This window comes from Streptomyces sp. NPDC043870, from assembly GCF_056435785.1.
In genome coordinates, this window is sequence record NZ_JBWKDT010000009.1 from 185,098 (window position 1) to 202,486 (window position 17,389).

Sequence of the window (17,389 nt, forward strand, 5' to 3'; positions counted from 1 at the left end):
CCGTTGAGCAGCTCCGACATCTGCTCTACGGGGAGGGGCGGCGCGTCCGTCGCGCCGAGGACGGGAAATTTTTACGGGCGCGAGATCAGGGGTTCACGCGGGTGTGTTCACCAGGGGATTCAAGCCCGTCCGGCGTTTGAGGACGGACACACCGGGTGCCTTCACGGCAACGGCACGTCCACAGGGGCCGACGGCGTCGCGCTCACGGGTGGCTCCGGCACCGGTGGTACAGCGGGCACGACCGGCCCGGAGGGCACGTCGGGTACTGCCGGGACCGCCGGTACGTCCGCGCTGGGCAGCGGCAGCGGCAATGGCAGCGGTGGCAGCGATGCGTCCGGGACGACGCCCGGCACCTTCGGGACACCGGGTACGGCCAGGGAGGGCAGCGGCACCGGGACATCCGGCAGCAGCGACGGCAGCAGCGACGGCTCGAAGCCGGGCGCCCCGGGCGACGCCGCCGGGCTCGCGGCGGGGGCGGGCGCCGGTGGGGGCGCCCCGTCCGCGTCTGCCACGTGCACCTCCGCGGTGTCCGACGTGGCCGGCGAGGGGGCGGGCCCGTTCCCGCCGCCGCCGTACGGCAGGACGAACCCCGCGACGACCAGCGTCGCCGCCGCGGCCGAGGCCACAGCCACCGTCTGCGCGTTGCCCACGGCTCGAGGCCGACAGCGGTCGCACAGCCACACGGCGAGCCCCAGCGTTCCGGCCAGCGAGGCGCGCAGTGTCCGCCGGGCCCGCGCCAGCAGCGATTCGACCGTCCGGTAGCTGAGCCCCATCTTCACGGCGACCTGCCCGACGTCGAGATCCTCGGACTTCAGCCAGAGCGCCTCCGCCTGCCGGGCGGGCAGTTCCCCGCTCCGTACGGCCAGCCACTTCGCCTCGGCCCGGTCGCACACCACCTCGTCGACGGGCGCCGGGCCCGGCGTGATCAGCGTCGGGCTGCTGCGCACCTCGGCCTCGCGGTTGACCTGCCGGTACCGGTCGACACACAGACGCATGGTCACCGTCGTCAGCCAGGCACCCAGCCGCTCGTCGTCGAGGTGCGGATTCTCCGCGGCACGCAGCATCGCCTCGTGCACGGCGTCCTCGGCGTCCTCGACGCTCATGGATCTGCGGCGGGCCACCTTAAGCAGCTGCTCCCGGTGGCTCCACGCGCGCTGCCACCGGTCCTGAGACGTTTCCGCCATGAGGGCCCCTTCGCACTCACCGCCGGTCCCTGCCGCCCGGCGGGAGGCGACATTACCGCTGGGTATCCGCAGTTGTGGAGGGGGTGGAAGCCATCGAATCCGTACCGTTGCCGACCAGCGGAATCGCCCCGGGCGGCACTGTGCCGCCGGGTACCTCAACCCCCGTTCCGGGGACGGGAATCACAGGCACCAGCGGCTTCTCCGTCCCGCCCGCGGGAGGGGCCCCGGCGGATTGCGAGGGCGAGGGGGCCGGGGAAGACTGCGCAGCCGGCCCGTCGTCCGGCCGGACCGGCCGCGCCGCGGCGGCCGGGGCCGACGACCGCGGCGGCACCGGGCGGGAGGACTCCGGCCCGGGGCGGGGACCGGATCCGGCACCGGGATGGTCCGGCACCACGCGGTGGCCTTCGAGGAAGTACGCGAACCAGGCCCTGACCGTACGGAGGTAGGCCGTCGAGTGGTTGTAGCCGAGGATCGCGCGGTCCAGGTCGTACGGGTCGGAGAGGTCCCGCCCGCCCGCGCACAGGTAGCGGCCTGCCGCGAGCGCCGCGTCGTGGACGTTCTGCGGGTCGGCCGCGCCGTCCCCGTTGCCGTCGGCGCCCCAGACGGCCCAGGTCGACGGGATGAACTGCATGGGGCCGACCGCCCGGTCGTACAGGGTGTCCCCGTCGTACCTCCCGCCGTCGGTGTCGCCGATCACGGCGAACCCGTTGCCGTCCAGCCGCGGCCCCAGGATCGGCGGACGAGCCGTGCCGTCCGGGGTCACCCGCCCGCCGCCTGCCTGCCCGGACTCGACCTGGCCGATCGCGGCCAGCAGCTGCCAGCGCAGGGCGCAGCCGGGTGCGCCGGCCGCGAGCGTCGACTCCGCCCGCCGGTACGCGGCGAGGACCGTGGCCGGCAGTGCGCCCGCGGCGGTCACGGCTGAGCCGTCCGACGCGCGGGCCGCGCCGCCCCCGCTCCCGCCCTCGCCCGCCACGCCGCGTGCCCGCAGCGGCGGCAGCTCGGCGCGGTACGCGGAGTCGCCGGAGACGCTCGGCCGCGCGGGTGCGGTGGGCGCCGTCTCCCCGGCGGAAGGGGATGCCTGTGCCCCCGGGGCCTGGGAGGCGGTCAGTGCCGCCATCGCCGCAGCCGCCATGGCCGTACCCCTGACACCCCTGCTGACACCTCTGCCCTTGTGCCGTGTCATTCCGCAGACCCCTCCCTGTCCTGGGCCGCACCGGAGATGAGGGCCGGTACGGCTTCCGTCACCGGCTCTACGCGGGCAGGAGGCGGGTCCGTCGCCCGGAACCGACGGAATTTCCGGCCTGGCGACGGACGGCGGCGCGGGCAGGCTTAACGTGGGGGGCATGCTGCGATTGCGAGTGGAGTTCACCACCGAACCCTTCGACCTGGACGAAGCCCCGGCCCATGCGCTCGTGGCACGCGAGGTCATCCAGGCGGCCGATCTGGACGCCGTGGACGTCGGACCGTTCGGCAACACGGCGGAGGGCGCGGCGGACGCGGTGCTCACCGCGGTCGACTCGCTGCTGCGCCAGGCTCTGGGTGCGGGCGCCACCAGGGTCTCGTTGCAGGTGAACGTGATCGGGGAGGAGGAGAAGTGACCGAGCCGGGAGATCACCCCCTGATCACCGCGGTCAAGCCGCTGGTGGACGCCATGGGCGCCGAGATGCTGCTGCCCGAGCAGGCCGGGCGCGACGACGTGGTCCTGGCCTGGGAGGGCGTCGAGGTGGTTGCCGTACGGCTGCCGCAGCTCTCCGAATCGCTGGACCACATTCTGGTCGCGCTGGAACGCCGCCACGGCATGCCGCTGTCCGCGCTGGACCGCAAGACCAAGCAGTCGGTCGTCCGGCTCCTGGAGGCACGCGGTGCCTTCTCGGTGCGGCACGGGGTGGAGACGGTGGCGAGTGCCCTGGGTGTCAGCCGCTTCACTGTGTACAACTACCTGAACAGGGAAAACGCCGCGAAAAGTGAGTAGGGTCTGACTCCGCGTACACGGCCGCCGTCCATATGTCGGGACGGCGGCTTTTATGGCCACGAAGTTTCAACAAAGTGTTGACGGGGTGTTGGGGGAAGGCGTTAGCTATCCGCAGCCCGTCCGACGCACCTTGCAAAACAGCCACGGAGGCTCCCGTGACTTCGACTTCCGTACCGGGCCTCGCCCGGTTCAACACCTCGGCGGACAGCGAGGCCCAGGCCGCGCTGCACGAGGTGTGTGCCAGCTCGGCGTGGGGAAGCAGACTGCTCGCCCAGCGCCCGTACGCCACTGTGGACGCCCTCTTCGCCGCCAGCGACGCCGCCATGGCCGAGCTGACCGCCGCTGATCTGGCCGAAGCGATGGCAGGGCACCCGCCGATCGGCCGGCCGAAGCCCGGTGACCCGACCTCCTCCCGCGAACAGAGCGGGATGGCCGGCGCCTCCGAGGACCTGAAGGCCGAGATGCTGGAACTGAACCTGGCCTACCAGGACAAGTTCGGCCACGTCTTCCTGATCTGCGCCACCGGCCGGACCGGTGAGCAGATGAGGGACGCCGTCCGCGAGCGGATCGACAACTCGCCCGAGCAGGAGCGGGAAATCGTCCGCACCGAGCTGGGCAAGATCAACCGCATCCGGCTGAGCCGTCTCGTAGAGGAAGAGAGCGCATGAGTACGCACACCACGGCGTCGGTGTCCACGCACATCCTGGACACCAGCATCGGCCGGCCCGCCGAGGGCGTCGTCATCCGCCTGTCGGCCCGTGGGTCCGCCCGCGACGGCTCCGGCGCCCAGTGGGTGGCACTCGGCGGATCCGCGACCGACGCGGACGGGCGCTGCAAGAACCTGCCGGCGCTGCCGGAGGGCACCACCCATGTACGACTGGACTTCGAGACCGAGTCCTATTTTCTCGAAGTCGCGAAGAAGCAAGCCGATGCGCAGCAGGACGCCCCCGCGAATCGGGACAGCGGTGCGTTCTTCCCGGAGGTGGCGATCACGTTCGCCGTCGAACCGGGCGAGCACTACCACGTACCGCTGCTGCTCAACCCGTTCGGCTACTCCGTTTACCGAGGGAGCTAGCAGACATGCCCACGATTCTGGGACAGAACCAGTACGGCAAGGCTGAGAACCGTGTCGTCAAGATCACGCGGGACGGCGACACCCACCACATCAAGGACCTGAACGTCTCGGTCGCCCTCTCCGGCGACATGGACGAGGTCCACTACTCCGGCTCGAACGCCAACTGCCTGCCGACGGACACCACCAAGAACACGGTGTACGCGTTCGCCAAGGAGTACGGCATCGAGTCCGCCGAGCAGTTCGGCATCCACCTCGCCCGTCACTTCGTGACCTCGCAGGAGCCGATCCACCGGGCGCGTATCCGCATCGAGGAGTACGCCTGGGAGCGCATCGCGACCTCCGACGCCAACTCGAAGTTCATCGGCGCCGACGAGGTCAAGCACTCCTTCGTCCGCAAGGGCCAGGAGACCCGGGTCACCCAGATCACCTACGACGGTGACTCGTGGGAGGTCATCTCCGGCCTCAAGGACCTGGTCGTGATGAACTCGACGAACTCCGAGTTCTGGGGTTACGTCAAGGACCAGTACACGACGCTCCAGGAGGCGTACGACCGCATCCTCGCCACCCAGGTGTCCGGTCGCTGGCGGTTCAACTGGACCGACGACGAGCAGCGCATGCCGAACTGGGAGAAGTCCTACGAGCAGGTCAAGAAGCACATGCTCCAGGCCTTCGCGGAGACGTACTCCCTCTCGCTGCAGCAGACGCTGTACCAGATGGGCTCGCGGATCATCAACAACCGCTCGGAGATCGACGAGGTCCGCTTCTCCCTGCCGAACAAGCACCACTTCCTCGTCGACCTGGAGCCCTTCGGGCTCAAGAACGACAACGAGGTCTACTTCGCCGCCGACCGCCCCTACGGCCTGATCGAGGCCACGATCCTTCGGGACGGCGTCGAGCCGCGGATCCCCGTCGACATGACCAACCTCTGACGCGGGACCGATCATGGCCCCGCCCGCCCCTGACCTGGGCGGGGCCGTACCGGACAGGAGGGAACAGGTGGTTTCCTTGACACGTGTACGCAAGGCGGGAGCGCCCGCGGCGGTCCTGCCCGGCCTGTCCTTCCACCGTCCTTCCACCCTCTCGGCACCCACAGCCGCGCGGCTGTGGCACTCAAATCCTCCCAGGGTCCTGCCGTGCCCACACCGCCACTGAAAGACAAAGGACGCACCGCCATGGCAGCACCGGCAGCAGCCCCGCGCATCGTCATCGAGAACTGTGCGATCGCGACCGTGGACGCCGACGACACCGAGTACGCCTCCGGCCACATCGTCGTCGCCGGCAACCGGATCGAGTCGATCGGCGCGGGCAAGGCCCCCGAGAACCTGGAGAACGTGGTCCGCCGCATCGACGGCACCGGCCACCTGGTCACCCCGGGCCTGGTCAACACGCACCACCACTTCTACCAGTGGATCACCCGTGGTCTGGCCACCGACCACAACCTCTTCAACTGGCTGGTCGCGCTGTACCCGACGTGGGCGCGGATCGACGAGCAGATGGCGTACTCCGCCGCCCAGGGCTCGCTCGCGATGATGGCCCGCGGCGGCGTCACCACCGCGATGGACCACCACTACGTCTTCCCGAAGAACTCCGGTGACCTGTCCGGCGCGATCATCCGCGCCGCGTCCGAGACGGGCGTCCGCTTCACCCTCGCCCGCGGCTCCATGGACCGCAGCGAGAAGGACGGCGGCCTGCCCCCGGACTTCGCCGTCGAGACCCTCGAAGGCGCCCTGGCCGGCACTGAGGAGACCATCGACAAGCACCACGACGCCTCCTTCGACGCGATGACGCAGGTCGCCGTCGCGCCCTGCTCGCCCTTCTCCGTCTCCACCGAACTGATGCAGCAGGGCGCCGAGCTGGCCCGCCGCAAGGGCGTGCGGATGCACACCCACGGCTCGGAGACCGTGGAGGAGGAGAAGTTCTGCCACGAGCTCTTCGGCATGGGGCCGACCGACTACTTCGAGTCGACCGGCTGGCTCGGCGAGGACGTGTGGATGGCGCACTGCGTCCACATGAACGACTCCGACATCGCGGCCTTCGCCCGGACGAAGACCGGCGTCGCCCACTGCCCGTCCTCCAACGCCCGACTCGCCGCCGGGATCGCCCGCGTACCGGACATGCTCGCCGCCGGTGTGCCGGTCGGGCTGGGCGTCGACGGCACCGCCTCCAACGAGTCGGGTGAGCTGCACACCGAGCTGCGCAACGCCCTGCTGATCAACCGCCTCAGCACCGTGCACCGCGAGCGTGCGCTCAACGCGCGCCAGGCCCTGCGTCTGGGTACGTACGGCGGCGCCCAGGTACTGGGCCGCGCCTCGCAGATCGGGTCGCTGGAGCCCGGCAAGCTCGCCGACCTGGTGCTCTGGAAGCTGGACACGCTGGCCCACTCCTCCATCGCCGACCCGGTGACCGCCCTCGTCTTCGGCGCGGCGGCCCCGGTCACCCTCTCCCTCGTCAACGGCAGGCCGGTCGTCGAGGACAGCCACCTGCTGCACGTCGACGAGGACGCCATCGCCCGCTCCACGCGGGACGAGGCCCAGCGCCTCGCGCGGATCGCCGCGCAGGCCTGACACCCCCGGTAGTCCGGCCGAGGGGGACGGCCCTCGGCCGGCAGCCATGGACCCGAGCGGGGCCCGTGGCAGCCGTCACCGGGGGGTGCGTGCGCCAAAGGTACGCACCCCCCGGGGACGGTGAATCGAGTCGGCATCCCACCGGCATCGCTTTCTTGGGCGCACGCATCACTCGCATCACCCGCACCACCTCCCTGACACCCACGTCTGAGCCGACGTGTTAACCGACCGGAGGAACCGCTGTGGCAGCCAAGCCCAGGTTTCACAACGACGCAGATGCCGCCCCCGACGACCAGAAGCATCAGGTCGACGCGACACTCCCGCCCTTCAAGATGGTCACCAGCGGTCTGCAGCATGTGGCCGCCATGTACGCGGGGGTGGTGGCCCCGCCGATGATCGTGGGTCCCGCCGTCGGCCTCAGCGCCAAGGACACCGCGTTCCTGATGGGCGCCAGTCTCTTCACCGCGGGCATCGCCACCCTGCTCCAGACCCTCGGGTTCTGGAAGGTCGGCGCCCGACTCCCGTTCGTCAACGGCGTCTCGTTCGCCGGAGTGACCCCGATGATCGCCATCGGGAAGGACCGTGGCTACGACGGCATCGCCGTCGTGTTCGGCGCGATCATCGTCGCGAGTGTGCTGGGCTTCGTCCTGACCCCGTACTTCTCCAAACTCGTACGGTTCTTTCCCCCCGTCGTCACCGGCACCGTCATCACCCTGATCGGTGTCTCCCTGCTTCCCGTCGCCTTCCGCTGGGCCCGGGGCGGCAACGCGGGGGCACCGGACTTCGGCTCGATGAAGAACATCGGCATGGCGGCACTCACCTTGGTGATCGTGCTCGCGCTGAGGAAGCTGCTGCGCGGCTTCCTGCAGCAGATCGCCATCCTGCTCGGCCTGGTGGCCGGCACGCTCATCGCGATCCCGATGGGCATGACGAGCTTCGAGGCCATGCGCAACGCGGACCTGGTCGGTTTCCCGACCCCGTTCCACTTCGGCGCCCCGCAGTTCGAGATCGCCGCGATCGTCTCCATGTGCATCGTGATGCTCGTCTGCATGACCGAGTCAACCGCCGACATGCTCGCCCTCGGCAAGATCGTGGACCGGCCCGCCGACGAGCGGATCATCGAGGGCGGACTGCGCGCCGACACCCTCGGCAGCGCGATCAGCCCGCTCTTCAACGGCTTCATGTGCAGTGCGTTCGCCCAGAACATCGGCCTGGTCGCCATGACGAAGGTGCGCAGCCGCTTCGTCGTCGCGGCCGGAGGCGGCATCCTGATCCTGCTCGGTCTGTGCCCGGTCGCCGCCTCCGTCATCGCCCTCGTCCCCCTGCCGGTCCTCGGCGGCGCGGGCATCGTCCTCTTCGGCTCGGTCGCCGCGAGCGGCATCCAGACCCTGGCCACCGCCGCGCTGGAGAAGGGCGAGAACGCGCTGATCGTGGCGGCCGCCGTGGGCATCGGGCTGATCCCGATCGCGGCGCCGGAGTTCTACCACGCCTTCCCCAAGGATCTGCTGGTGGTGCTCGACTCGGGTATCTCCACGGGGTGCGTGGTGGCGATCGTGCTGAACCTGCTCTTCAACCACCTGGGCACCAAGGCCCGTTCGCCCGAGAAGCAGGCGGAGCCGGAGCCGGTCCCGGTTCACTGACGCGCGTACGGCGACGGCGTTGTACGACGCCGTCGCCGTACGGCTGTGTTCAGTCGATGTGGAAGCTCTCGCCGTAGACCTTCCAGTCCAGCGGTGTGTTCAGGTTCAGATTGCGCTTGTTGAGGAAGACCCGCTGCGCGGTGTCCACGCGGCTGGTGTCCTCGTGGGCCTCTTCCTGCTTCATCGCCCAAACACGGGCGTCGAGGAAGGCGTGGAGGTACGTGACCTCGTCACCGCCCTGAGCCGGCGGCCTGGCCTTGGTCAGGGCCCGCTTGCGGATGTTGCTGAAGCTGGTGCTGTCGCCGCCGTCGCCGTGCATGACGATGGCGTCGTAGTAGATGAACTGGCCCAGGACGCCGATGCCGTCGCTCTTGCCGCGCTTGACCGCCGGGTTGAAGTAGACCCGGTCGCGCTCGTCGTTCTGGGCCTTCCTGAACTCGGCGTCCCGGGCGGCCCTCTTCCAGTCCCGGGTGAAGTCCGGATCGAGGCCCGCGTGCGAGTCGGTGCCGTCGACCCTGCGCAGAGCGGGGAGGTACGGGGCGAGGACGTTGTCCGGCTTGCGGTCGGTGTAGAGCTCGACCAGATCGAGCATGTCGCCCGTGCCGGAGCAGAATCCGATGATGCCGGCCGTGTAGCCGCGGCCGTCGCCGATGTCCTCGATGTACTTGTACTGGGCCTTCCAGTCCAGCGAGGAGTTCTCCGCGCTGGACACCAGCTTCATGGCGATTTCCTTCTTCGCCGGGTCGTCGAGCCCGGCGGCACGTACGTCCTGCGCCGCACCTGCCGTGCCCGGCAGAGCCGTGACAGCGAGCCCGAGCAGGGCGGTGGCGAGGGCCGTACGTCGTGCGATGGTGCTTCGGTGGGGGGGCGTGCACCTGTGACCTCCAAGGGGAGTTCATCGCTTCGGTGTTCTGGGTGTTCTCGGGGTTTCTCTCGGTGTTCTGGTGTTCTGGGTGTTCTGGATGTGCTGGGTGTTGCTGCTGCTCCAGTGCTCCGGTGTTCCTGTGCTCTGTTAGGAAGCTTTCCTATCAGAGCGTCGGGAGGCCCGTACACCCCTGCCGTACGGCGGAATTCGGCCGTACTCGACGGACCCTTCAACCGATCCCAGACGTATGACGTCGTACAGGGCAGACAGGACGCATGGCCGCCACGCGGGAGGAACCGCGCGTGGTAGGGGGGACAGAACAGGGGGCACGGCGTGCACCGTCACCACCGTGAGAGCTACTACGTCGTCAACGAGAACCGCGTGCTTGAACCGTCGGACGCAGGAGGGGGCGAATCGCGCGCCCCGACTCCCGACGAGCGGCAACGCGCCTTCCGCTTCTCCCGGCTCAGCGCGGAGAAGGGCGTTCAGATCAGCGAGGAGACAAGGGCCCTGCTCGCCGAGGCGATGACCACCGCCGCGGCAGGACCCGACCCCGACTCCGACGCCGCCGGCGCACCGGGGATTCCTTCCGGATTCACCTATCTCGGTCAGTTCGTCGACCACGACCTGACACTCGACAACACTCGGGCCGCGCTCGGCGAGCAGGTCCCCGTCGATGACCTGCTCCAGGGGCGCTCACCCGCCCTCGACCTCGACTCGGTGTACGGCATCGGCCCCGACCACCGCGGCAGCGCCCGTTTCTACGAGCCCGACGGACGGCTGAGGACGGGTACCTCGCTCGGGGTGCCCTTCCCGCCGGACCTCCCGCCGGCCAACAGCGACATGAAGGGCTTCGACCTGCCGCGCGCCGGCGAAGGCGCCGGCGGCACGCGCGCCGACCAGCGTGCCGCACTCATCCCCGACGCCCGCAACGACGAGAACCTGGCCGTCGGCCAGCTCCATCTCGCGTTCATCCGCTTCCACAACCAGGTGCACCGGCACCTCGCCACGAGCGGCGTGCCCGAGCCGCTGCTCTTCAGGGCCGCCCGCGACACGGTCGTCAAGCACTACCAGTGGATGCTGCGCACCGACTTCCTGCCGCGGATCGTCGACCCGGAGATCGTGGCGCGCGTCTTCACGTACGGGCGCCGCTTCTTCGACCCGCAGGGGGAGTACCGGCCTGGCGCCCGGCCGACCATGCCGATCGAGTTCTCTGTCGCGGCCTACCGGCTCGGCCACAGCATGATCCGGGACGGCTACGAGTGGAACCGGGTCTTCCGTACGGGCGGCCCCGGCGGCCCCGCCTCCCTCGGACTGCTGTTCCGCTTCAGCGGTACAGCAGGGAACCTCAGCCCGGGCCCCGACGACCTCAGCGACCTCGACGACCCGCAGTCCGGCGAGAATCTCCGCCTCCCCAGCAACTGGGTCGCCGATTTCCGCCGACTGTTCGACTTTGCCGAAGCGGGCCGCGACGATCTGGCCGTACCGGCGGGGGACTTCAACCTCGCCAAGCGCATCGACACCCGCCTCGTCGACCCGCTCACCACCCTGCCCGCCGGCACCTTCGCAGGCCGCGGACAGCCCGCTCCGCTCGCCCTCCACCGCAATCTGGCCTTCCGTAACCTGGCTCGCGCGGCGATGGTCGAACTCGCCACCGGCCCCCAACTGGCCGCCGAAATGGGCATCGAGCCGCTCGGCGCCGACCAGATCCTGAACGGAACGGGCAGTGGCGCGGATCTGACCGGACTGACGGCGGACCAGCGCGCGGAGCTGGTCGCGCACACCCCGCTCTGGTTCTACATCCTCCGCGAGGCCGAGACGAACCGGCGCCATCCGGGCCGGCTGACCGGCGTCGGCGGCCATCTGGTCGCCGAGGTCTTCCACCGCGCGATGGAGGGCAGCCGCAGCTCGATCGTGAAGCACCCGGGCTGGCGGCCGTCCCTGCCTGCTGTCCGCCATGGTGCGTTCACCATGGCCGATCTGCTGCTCTTCGCGTTCGAGGGGGAGGCGGACCAGCTCAACCCGCTGGGGGACGGGCCGATCCCGACGCCCTGAAGAGGGCTGCCCGGAGCGGGAGTTCAGCCCGGGAGTTCAAACCAGATGCCCAGCCCGGGAGCCCAGCCCGGGAGCTCAGCCCAGGAGCTCGGCGCTGCTCGCCGGCTCCTGGCGCGGCTGCCCGTTGAGGCGGTGGCGCTCGATCGAGGAGCGCCGGTAGACCTCCTCGCGCACGCGCTGGATCTCACCGATGGGCCGGTGATCCTCGCGGGTGCGCCATGGGGTGATCGATGTGCCGTCGGCGGCGGTGAGGTTCTCCTCACCGCCGATGGCCTGGCGGGGAATGTCGATCCGGGCGACCGTCACCCAGGGAGAGAGCTGCTCCGGCCACTCCACCGACGTGTTGTCCACGGGCATCCGCGCGAGGTCGGCGTTGAGCTGCACCTGCAGCTCGAAGGCGTGGTCCCGCTCTGCCGTCTCGGCCACGAGCGTGTTGCGGAAGGCCTCGCCATCGGCCTGCACATCCACGTCGAGGTGGGTGACGGGGGAGACGGGGACCGTGCGGATCTTGGCGATGTGGTCGCCGTACCGGAAGGCTCCCATGCTGTTGTACGTGTACGAGAGCAGGTTCCGGCGCGGGACCTGGGTGAACGACAGCATCGCGAACAGTTCGTCCCACAGCCACTCGTCCGAGGTCGCCAGTGTCCCGCGCCGGGTCAGGAACTCACCCATCCACGACTTCCGCCGTGCCGGGTTCACCAGGGCGTCGGGGAGTTCGGCGAAGAGCTCCTCGATGACCATGTAGTCGTAGGCGGTGTTGGCGAAGAAGACCTTGTTGTTGATCAGGTTGAGGTCGAAGGTGGTGGCCTCCGCCTCGTCCGCCAGCAGGGAGTCGCCGGGCACTCCGAACATCTTGATGCCCATGCCGCAGGCCGCCCCGAGCAGGGAGTCCGCGCGCAGATGCCCGAGTCCGTTGGAGTAGCGCACGACCGCGTCGTACGTGGCCGGCCCGGCGAAGACCCCCTGGGCGTACGGCTCCGGGACCTCACCCACCGTGACCGATGCCTTGACGAGGCCGTACGTCTTGCCGTGCGCCGTACGGACCGCCCGCCCCACGCCCTGCCGCTCGACCGACTCACGGGTGCGGCGTCCGACATTGCGCACTACCTCGTCCAGCTCCTGCTGGTACCTGGGGCGTTCGACGGGGTTGTAGGCCTCGTACCGGCTGAAATCCATCGCAGGCTCTCCTTCTCGCTCGCTGTTCCCGACAAGAAAGCTAGTACCCAATTAGATTGTGTACAACTTAATGGAGGGTGAGGATCCCCACTCGATTGCCTCCTGGGTCAGCTCACTGGTCCGGGGTGCCGGATCCCAGCCCGCTCACAGACCGGACGGAACCTAGCGGCCCAGGGCCGACCGCAGGGTCACGCCGTACCGACTGCGCAGCCGTCGTGCCTCCCACACCGAGAGGGCGGTCACCGACAGCGGACCGCCGAGCAGGAAGGTGTAGAGCACCTCGGGTGGCGCCGCCACGTCGGCATCGTCGAAGAGCTGAAGGGCGAAGAGCGACCACACCAGCAGCGGGGAGAGCAGGGCCGGCAGCAGCTCGTGGACGTCCGCGGTCCGGAAACAGGAGTTCAGTCCGTTGACGGCGGCCGCCAGCGTGAAGCCCGCCGCCGCGAGGAGGACGACGGCGCAGACCACGGCCGCCGCGACGAACAGCAGCGCGATCACGAGGCCGCTGATCAGCGTGCCGGCGGTGTCGCCGAACAGGCCGAAGAAGAAGTCGTGCCGGCCCACGTCCGAGGTCGTGACGACGTCGCCGCCCAGCGCGGCCGTCATCAGCCAGCAGACGCCCGCTCCCAGAGGGATCGCGGCCAGCGCGCGCAGCGGGCCGCCGACGCGGCTCGCGTACATGCGGCCGAGAGGCGGCCGGGCCGAGAAGACGAAGGCGCCGACGCCGATGATTCCGGCCATCAGCACGATGCCGCAGCCGATGACCAGCTCCTCCAGCTTGCCGAGGACGAACTCCTCACGACCCTTGCGCAACGGGTAGGAGAGGAGCAGCCATCCCATGGCCACCAGGCCAAGCGCCGTGCGGCCGTGCTGCAGCCGGGTGATGACCGGGTCGTGAATGCGGTCGGGGCGGGAGGGGCGCGTCAGTACGGCAGCCGCGGCGAGAGGACTGGGCATCGTACGTATGCGAGTGATCAGGCGCTGACGGGTGGTCAACGTGGCCAACTGGGTCCCCCGGAACGTATTCATGTGTGCTGCTGTGCGCTCGGCTCGGCAACAGCCGCCCGTCACCTTAGCCGATCATGTTCGCGTCACGGCCGAGCGGCCGTATGCGGCGCCAAGGGCGATGCCGAGCGCGGGCCCACGTCGGCTCAGGCCGCCCCGGGCGTCCAGTCCGGTCGCCGTCCGCTGAGCCCGATGACCCGGTCGAGCAGCGGTGCGTCGTCCGGCACCGGTACGACCGGGCCGAACATGCCGCCGCGGCCCGGGTCGTCCGCGGCCGGGGCCATCAGGGCGTACGACACCTGGACGCCGGCCTCCTCCGGGGCGTAGTCCTGGCCCGTGGCGCGGGCCAGGTCCCAGCCGTGGACGAGGAGCTCGTTGAGGGCGACCCGGCCCGCGATCGCGGCCGGGAAGGTGATCCCACCGGCCTGGGTGTCGCCGTCCCAGGCGCCGGGGTCGCGCCAGGCCGTCACGAGCTCCTCCAGAACGCGCGGCAGCTTCGTACGCCAGTCGTCGTCCAGAACCCACTCGACCGTGCCCGGGTCGGTGCCGGTCGTCGGGCCGAAGTCCTTGCGCGCGGCATCGCGGAAGGCCACGGACAGCCCCACCACATGGGCGAGCAGTTCCCGTACGGCGTACTTCGGACAGGGGGTCGGGTCCCCGAGCCGGGCGTCGTCGATGCCCCGCGCGATCCGGTCCACGCCCGCGGCGACCGGTCCCAGGTCCGGGGCGCTCCTCGTGTTCATCTTGTTCCTCTCGTCCGTTTCCATGACTGGCAGACCTTCCCGCGCGCGCAAACTCATCGCCGGCCGCTCCGCCGTCCGGCATACGGCCGGCGACCAGAGGTTTCCTCCGATCGGGCTATCCGCTCGCGCCAGGGCGGGCAGCGCCCCGCGCTCGCCCGTACGCTCCCCGGGTGACGCGTACGACTGTCCTGAACACCGGCCTCGACGACTTCCTCGCCTGGGCGCGGACGGAGCGGGGAGCCGCTCTGCCCGTACGCCCTGCGGACGCCGTGCTCGCCCTGCTCGCCCTGCGCGGTGCGGACCGGAGGGCGGGCGTGCCCGAGCCGACGCCGGAGCTGCTGCGGCGCGTGCTCCATGAGGACGTGCCGCTCCTGCTGTGGGCCGCCCCGCCCGAGCTCGCCGCAGTCCGCGACGTCCTCACGGCTCTCGCGGACTACGTACGCGCGGCGGGCCGGCTCAATGCCAAGCGCCACGCCCGCTTGCTGGCGGCCGTCGACGAGGCCCTGCCGGAGTTCGAACGGGCGATGTCCGACCCGCGGAACCTCACCTGGCACCGCTGGTACGCGTCACTGCTGCGGGCGGACGGTGTCGATGCCGACGATGCCGAGGCCGTCCGGACCTGGCTCGCCGCGCTGGACGCCGCACCGCGTGCCGACCGCCCGGAACTCCCCGATCCGCTGCACCGCTCCGACATCACGGCGTGCACGTTCGCGTCCCGCGTCCGGCTGACCGAGGCGCTGCTTGCCGCATTCGCCCACGACATGGAACGACCGCCACCGGCCGGGCCCCTGCTGCCCGCCACGCCCGCCCTCTCGGCCGACCGGCCGGAAGAGGCGCTCACGGCCGAGCTGGAGGACCTCGCGGCCGCCCTGACCGACCACTGGACCGCCGCGGGGCTCAGCGCCGCGCTGGCGGGACCGTACGAGGCTCTGGCCCCCGGCCCGGAGGCGCTGCCCCATGTCGTCCTGGCCGACCGTTTCCTCGACGAGCATCTCGACTACTACGGCGACTCCGCCGTCCCGCTGCCGCCGCCGTCCGCACTGCCCGCCCCCGACGAGATCAAGGCACTGCTGCACGCCGCCCCGCTGCCCGCGTCGCTCGCCTCGGGCGCCGACGAGGTGCGCGACCTCGCCGAACAGTGCGGATTCCCCGGCCCGGCCAGCGCCGTCTGGACCGATGGAACCCCTCAGGAACTGACCGAACTCGGCGCGGACATCCTGGCCGTTGCCGTCGATCGCATCGCCGCCGGCCCCGGGCCGGGCGAGGAGCTGCGCGAGGAGCCGGGCGAGGAGCCGGGCGAGGTGTACGCCCTCGACGCGGCGCATGTGCTCTACGCGCTGTACGAGCGCGGCTGCACCCCCGACTCCGTGGCGCGGAAGGCTTCCGACCACGCCGACTGGAAGATCTCCCCGGAGCTGGAGGACGCCCCCGTCCCGGTCCCCGACACCGCGCCCGCCGCGTACACGACGCCGCCGCTCGACGAACTCGCGGCCCTCCTCGGCCTGCCCGAACTGACCGAGGCCGACCGCTCGGAGCTCGAAGAACACGCCCGCGCCCTGGCCGGCGTCGTCGACCAACTGGCCGGCACCGGCTGTGTCTTCCGTACCGGTGACGCGTACGGCCTCACGCCGCTCGGCAGCGCCGTCGTGCGCCACGTCCTGGCCGTGGGCCATGTCGCGGCGCCCGACATCCAGTCCGTCGCCGCCTGGGACGCCGCGCAGACCGTTGCGGCCGTCCAGTACTGGCCCCCGGCGATCGCCGCCGCGGCCCTGTCCTCGTGGACCACGGCCCGCGGAGCCACGGACGCGCCCTGGGGCGAACTGCTGGCCGCCGTCTCGGCCGGTTCCCCCGGCCTGTCCCTGTCCGCGCTCTTCGCCGCGCTCGACCTCGCCGGCATCCCCGCAGGCGTGCTCCGCCCGGCCCTCACCGACCCGGCCTCCGGCGCCCACGCCCGCCTCGTCCTCCTCAACAGAGGGGAGCCCGCCTCGGAGGACATGGTCCCCCTCAGCGCCCGGGCGGCACTGCTCCTGGAAGACCTGGACCTCCACTGGAGCGAGGACATGCGCGCCTCCGTCGCCTCCGCAGCCGAGGAACGCAAGCCAGAGGTGCCCCCGGCGGCCCTCCTCGACGCCTTCGACGAAGCCGCGTCCACCTGGCCGGGCGGCGCCGCGTCCCTCATTCCGGCCCTGGCCACCACCGATCCGTCGTTGTCCCTCCGCGTCCTGGAGGGCCTGCGCGACCGCCACCCGGACAGCGTGGTCAGGGACTTGGCGGCGCATGCGGTGAAGACGGTGAGAGGGGCGGGGCGGGGGAGGACGCACCGATAATTCGCAGGCCGGAATCCCACCGCATCCCGTAACGTGCCGGACCGGCCCCGAAGGGCCTGAAGCGCCTGAAGGGCCTGAACGGGAGAGGCAGCGGCGCATCGACTACGTACCTGTAGCGATCAGGGAGCGAACCATGCGTGTAGGCGTCTACCTCGCACACCCACGGCCGGGCAGCTTCAACCACGCTCTGTTCGATGCCGTGGTGGACGAGCTGCACGGGCGAGGGGCGCAGGTCGTCGCGCACGACCTCTGTGCCGAGGGTTTCGTTCCGCTCCTGTCCGCCGAGGAGACGGACACGGTCCGGTCGGCATCCCTCGCGCACGACCCGCACCTGGCTCTGCACCGGGCCGAGGTGGCCACCCTCGACGCCATGGTGTTCGTCCACCCGAACTGGTGGGGTATGCCGCCGGCCGTCCTCACGGGTTGGGTTCAGCGCGTGTTCGTGCCGGGTGTCGCCTACAAGCTGGGGACCGCGGACGGGGAGCCGGCCGGGCTCCTGAAGGCGGGCCGGGCGCTCGTGCTGAACACCTCGGACACGCCGGCCGAGCGTGAGGAGAGCGAATTCGGGGACCCGCTGCAGGCGGTCTGGTCGGCATGTGTGCTGCCGTACACGGGAGTTGCCGACGTCCGCCGGGTCGTCTTCCGTACCGTCACCGACTCGACCGACGAGCAGCGCGCGCTCTGGCTGCACCAGGCACGCCAGGAGGCCGCCGCGCTCACGGTGTGACCGCCACTGGTGGTCGACCGCGCACGCTCGGGCGTGCGCGGGCTCTTGCCGGGCGT

General features: G+C 70.7%; 16 protein-coding genes. 10 read left to right on the forward strand and 6 right to left on the reverse strand.

The window, feature by feature from the left end; translation table 11 throughout:
* Nucleotides 1–161 precede the first annotated feature (161 nt).
* The gene (locus AC0699_RS14780; protein WP_478659845.1) at nucleotides 162–1,184 is read right to left on the reverse strand and encodes an RNA polymerase sigma factor; all 1,023 of its coding nucleotides are present in this window, start codon (nucleotides 1,182–1,184) and stop codon (nucleotides 162–164) included.
* A gap of 52 nt (nucleotides 1,185–1,236) precedes the next feature.
* Complete coding sequence (locus tag AC0699_RS14785; protein ID WP_478659847.1) at nucleotides 1,237–2,316, reverse strand: lytic transglycosylase domain-containing protein; 1,080 nt, start codon at nucleotides 2,314–2,316, stop codon at nucleotides 1,237–1,239.
* A gap of 214 nt (nucleotides 2,317–2,530) precedes the next feature.
* On the opposite strand from AC0699_RS14785, the gene AC0699_RS14790 reads away from it, so the two are divergent.
* From AC0699_RS14790 to AC0699_RS14820, 7 genes are all read left to right on the forward strand, one after another.
* Nucleotides 2,531–2,782, forward strand: a complete 252-nt coding sequence (locus AC0699_RS14790; RefSeq protein WP_453668054.1) for a YkoF family thiamine-binding protein — start codon at nucleotides 2,531–2,533, stop codon at nucleotides 2,780–2,782.
* Nucleotides 2,779–3,156 (forward strand): helix-turn-helix domain-containing protein, encoded by a 378-nt coding sequence (locus AC0699_RS14795; protein ID WP_478659849.1) that lies wholly within the window; start codon nucleotides 2,779–2,781, stop codon nucleotides 3,154–3,156. Before AC0699_RS14790 ends, AC0699_RS14795 begins: the two co-directional genes overlap by 4 nt.
* Nucleotides 3,157–3,311: 155 nt before the next feature.
* Nucleotides 3,312–3,824, forward strand: a complete 513-nt coding sequence (gene uraD, locus AC0699_RS14800) for a 2-oxo-4-hydroxy-4-carboxy-5-ureidoimidazoline decarboxylase (RefSeq protein ID WP_478659851.1) — start codon at nucleotides 3,312–3,314, stop codon at nucleotides 3,822–3,824.
* Nucleotides 3,821–4,231, forward strand: coding sequence for a hydroxyisourate hydrolase (uraH, locus tag AC0699_RS14805; RefSeq protein WP_478659853.1), 411 nt, complete (start codon nucleotides 3,821–3,823; stop codon nucleotides 4,229–4,231). The genes uraD and uraH overlap by 4 nt, the downstream gene beginning before the upstream one ends.
* A 5-nt stretch (nucleotides 4,232–4,236) precedes the next feature.
* Complete coding sequence (pucL, locus tag AC0699_RS14810; RefSeq protein WP_478659855.1) at nucleotides 4,237–5,160, forward strand: factor-independent urate hydroxylase; 924 nt, start codon at nucleotides 4,237–4,239, stop codon at nucleotides 5,158–5,160.
* A gap of 243 nt (nucleotides 5,161–5,403) precedes the next feature.
* Nucleotides 5,404–6,795, forward strand: coding sequence for an 8-oxoguanine deaminase (locus tag AC0699_RS14815; RefSeq protein WP_478659857.1), 1,392 nt, complete (start codon nucleotides 5,404–5,406; stop codon nucleotides 6,793–6,795).
* 242 nt (nucleotides 6,796–7,037) lie between these two features.
* A complete protein-coding gene (locus AC0699_RS14820; protein ID WP_478659859.1) occupies nucleotides 7,038–8,435 on the forward strand; it encodes a nucleobase:cation symporter-2 family protein in 1,398 nt (465 codons plus the stop codon).
* A gap of 49 nt (nucleotides 8,436–8,484) precedes the next feature.
* On the opposite strand, the gene AC0699_RS14825 is transcribed toward AC0699_RS14820, so the two are convergent.
* A complete protein-coding gene (locus AC0699_RS14825; protein ID WP_478659961.1) occupies nucleotides 8,485–9,285 on the reverse strand; it encodes a chitosanase in 801 nt (266 codons plus the stop codon).
* 348 nt (nucleotides 9,286–9,633) lie between these two features.
* Here AC0699_RS14825 and AC0699_RS14830 point away from each other — a divergent pair, with 348 nt between their 5' ends.
* The gene (locus tag AC0699_RS14830) at nucleotides 9,634–11,355 is read left to right on the forward strand and encodes a peroxidase family protein (protein WP_478659861.1); all 1,722 of its coding nucleotides are present in this window, start codon (nucleotides 9,634–9,636) and stop codon (nucleotides 11,353–11,355) included.
* Between the two features lie 75 nt (nucleotides 11,356–11,430).
* Here AC0699_RS14830 and AC0699_RS14835 read toward each other — a convergent pair whose 3' ends face one another.
* The 3 genes from AC0699_RS14835 to AC0699_RS14845 form a co-directional block, all read right to left on the reverse strand.
* Nucleotides 11,431–12,531: a catalase family protein gene (locus AC0699_RS14835; RefSeq protein WP_478659863.1), complete on the reverse strand. Its 1,101-nt coding sequence runs from the start codon at nucleotides 12,529–12,531 to the stop codon at nucleotides 11,431–11,433.
* Nucleotides 12,532–12,693: 162 nt separating this feature from the next.
* Nucleotides 12,694–13,488 carry a hypothetical protein gene (locus AC0699_RS14840; RefSeq protein ID WP_478659865.1) on the reverse strand — a complete coding sequence of 265 codons (795 nt, stop codon included), beginning with the start codon at nucleotides 13,486–13,488 and terminating at the stop codon, nucleotides 12,694–12,696.
* Between the two features lie 194 nt (nucleotides 13,489–13,682).
* The gene (locus AC0699_RS14845; RefSeq protein WP_478659867.1) at nucleotides 13,683–14,303 is read right to left on the reverse strand and encodes a TIGR03086 family metal-binding protein; all 621 of its coding nucleotides are present in this window, start codon (nucleotides 14,301–14,303) and stop codon (nucleotides 13,683–13,685) included.
* Between the two features lie 146 nt (nucleotides 14,304–14,449).
* Between AC0699_RS14845 and AC0699_RS14850 the strand changes: the two genes are divergently transcribed.
* Complete coding sequence (locus AC0699_RS14850) at nucleotides 14,450–16,606, forward strand: hypothetical protein (RefSeq protein ID WP_478659869.1); 2,157 nt, start codon at nucleotides 14,450–14,452, stop codon at nucleotides 16,604–16,606.
* 133 nt (nucleotides 16,607–16,739) lie between these two features.
* Nucleotides 16,740–17,333 carry an NAD(P)H-dependent oxidoreductase gene (locus tag AC0699_RS14855; protein WP_478659871.1) on the forward strand — a complete coding sequence of 198 codons (594 nt, stop codon included), beginning with the start codon at nucleotides 16,740–16,742 and terminating at the stop codon, nucleotides 17,331–17,333.
* Nucleotides 17,334–17,389 lie beyond the last annotated feature (56 nt).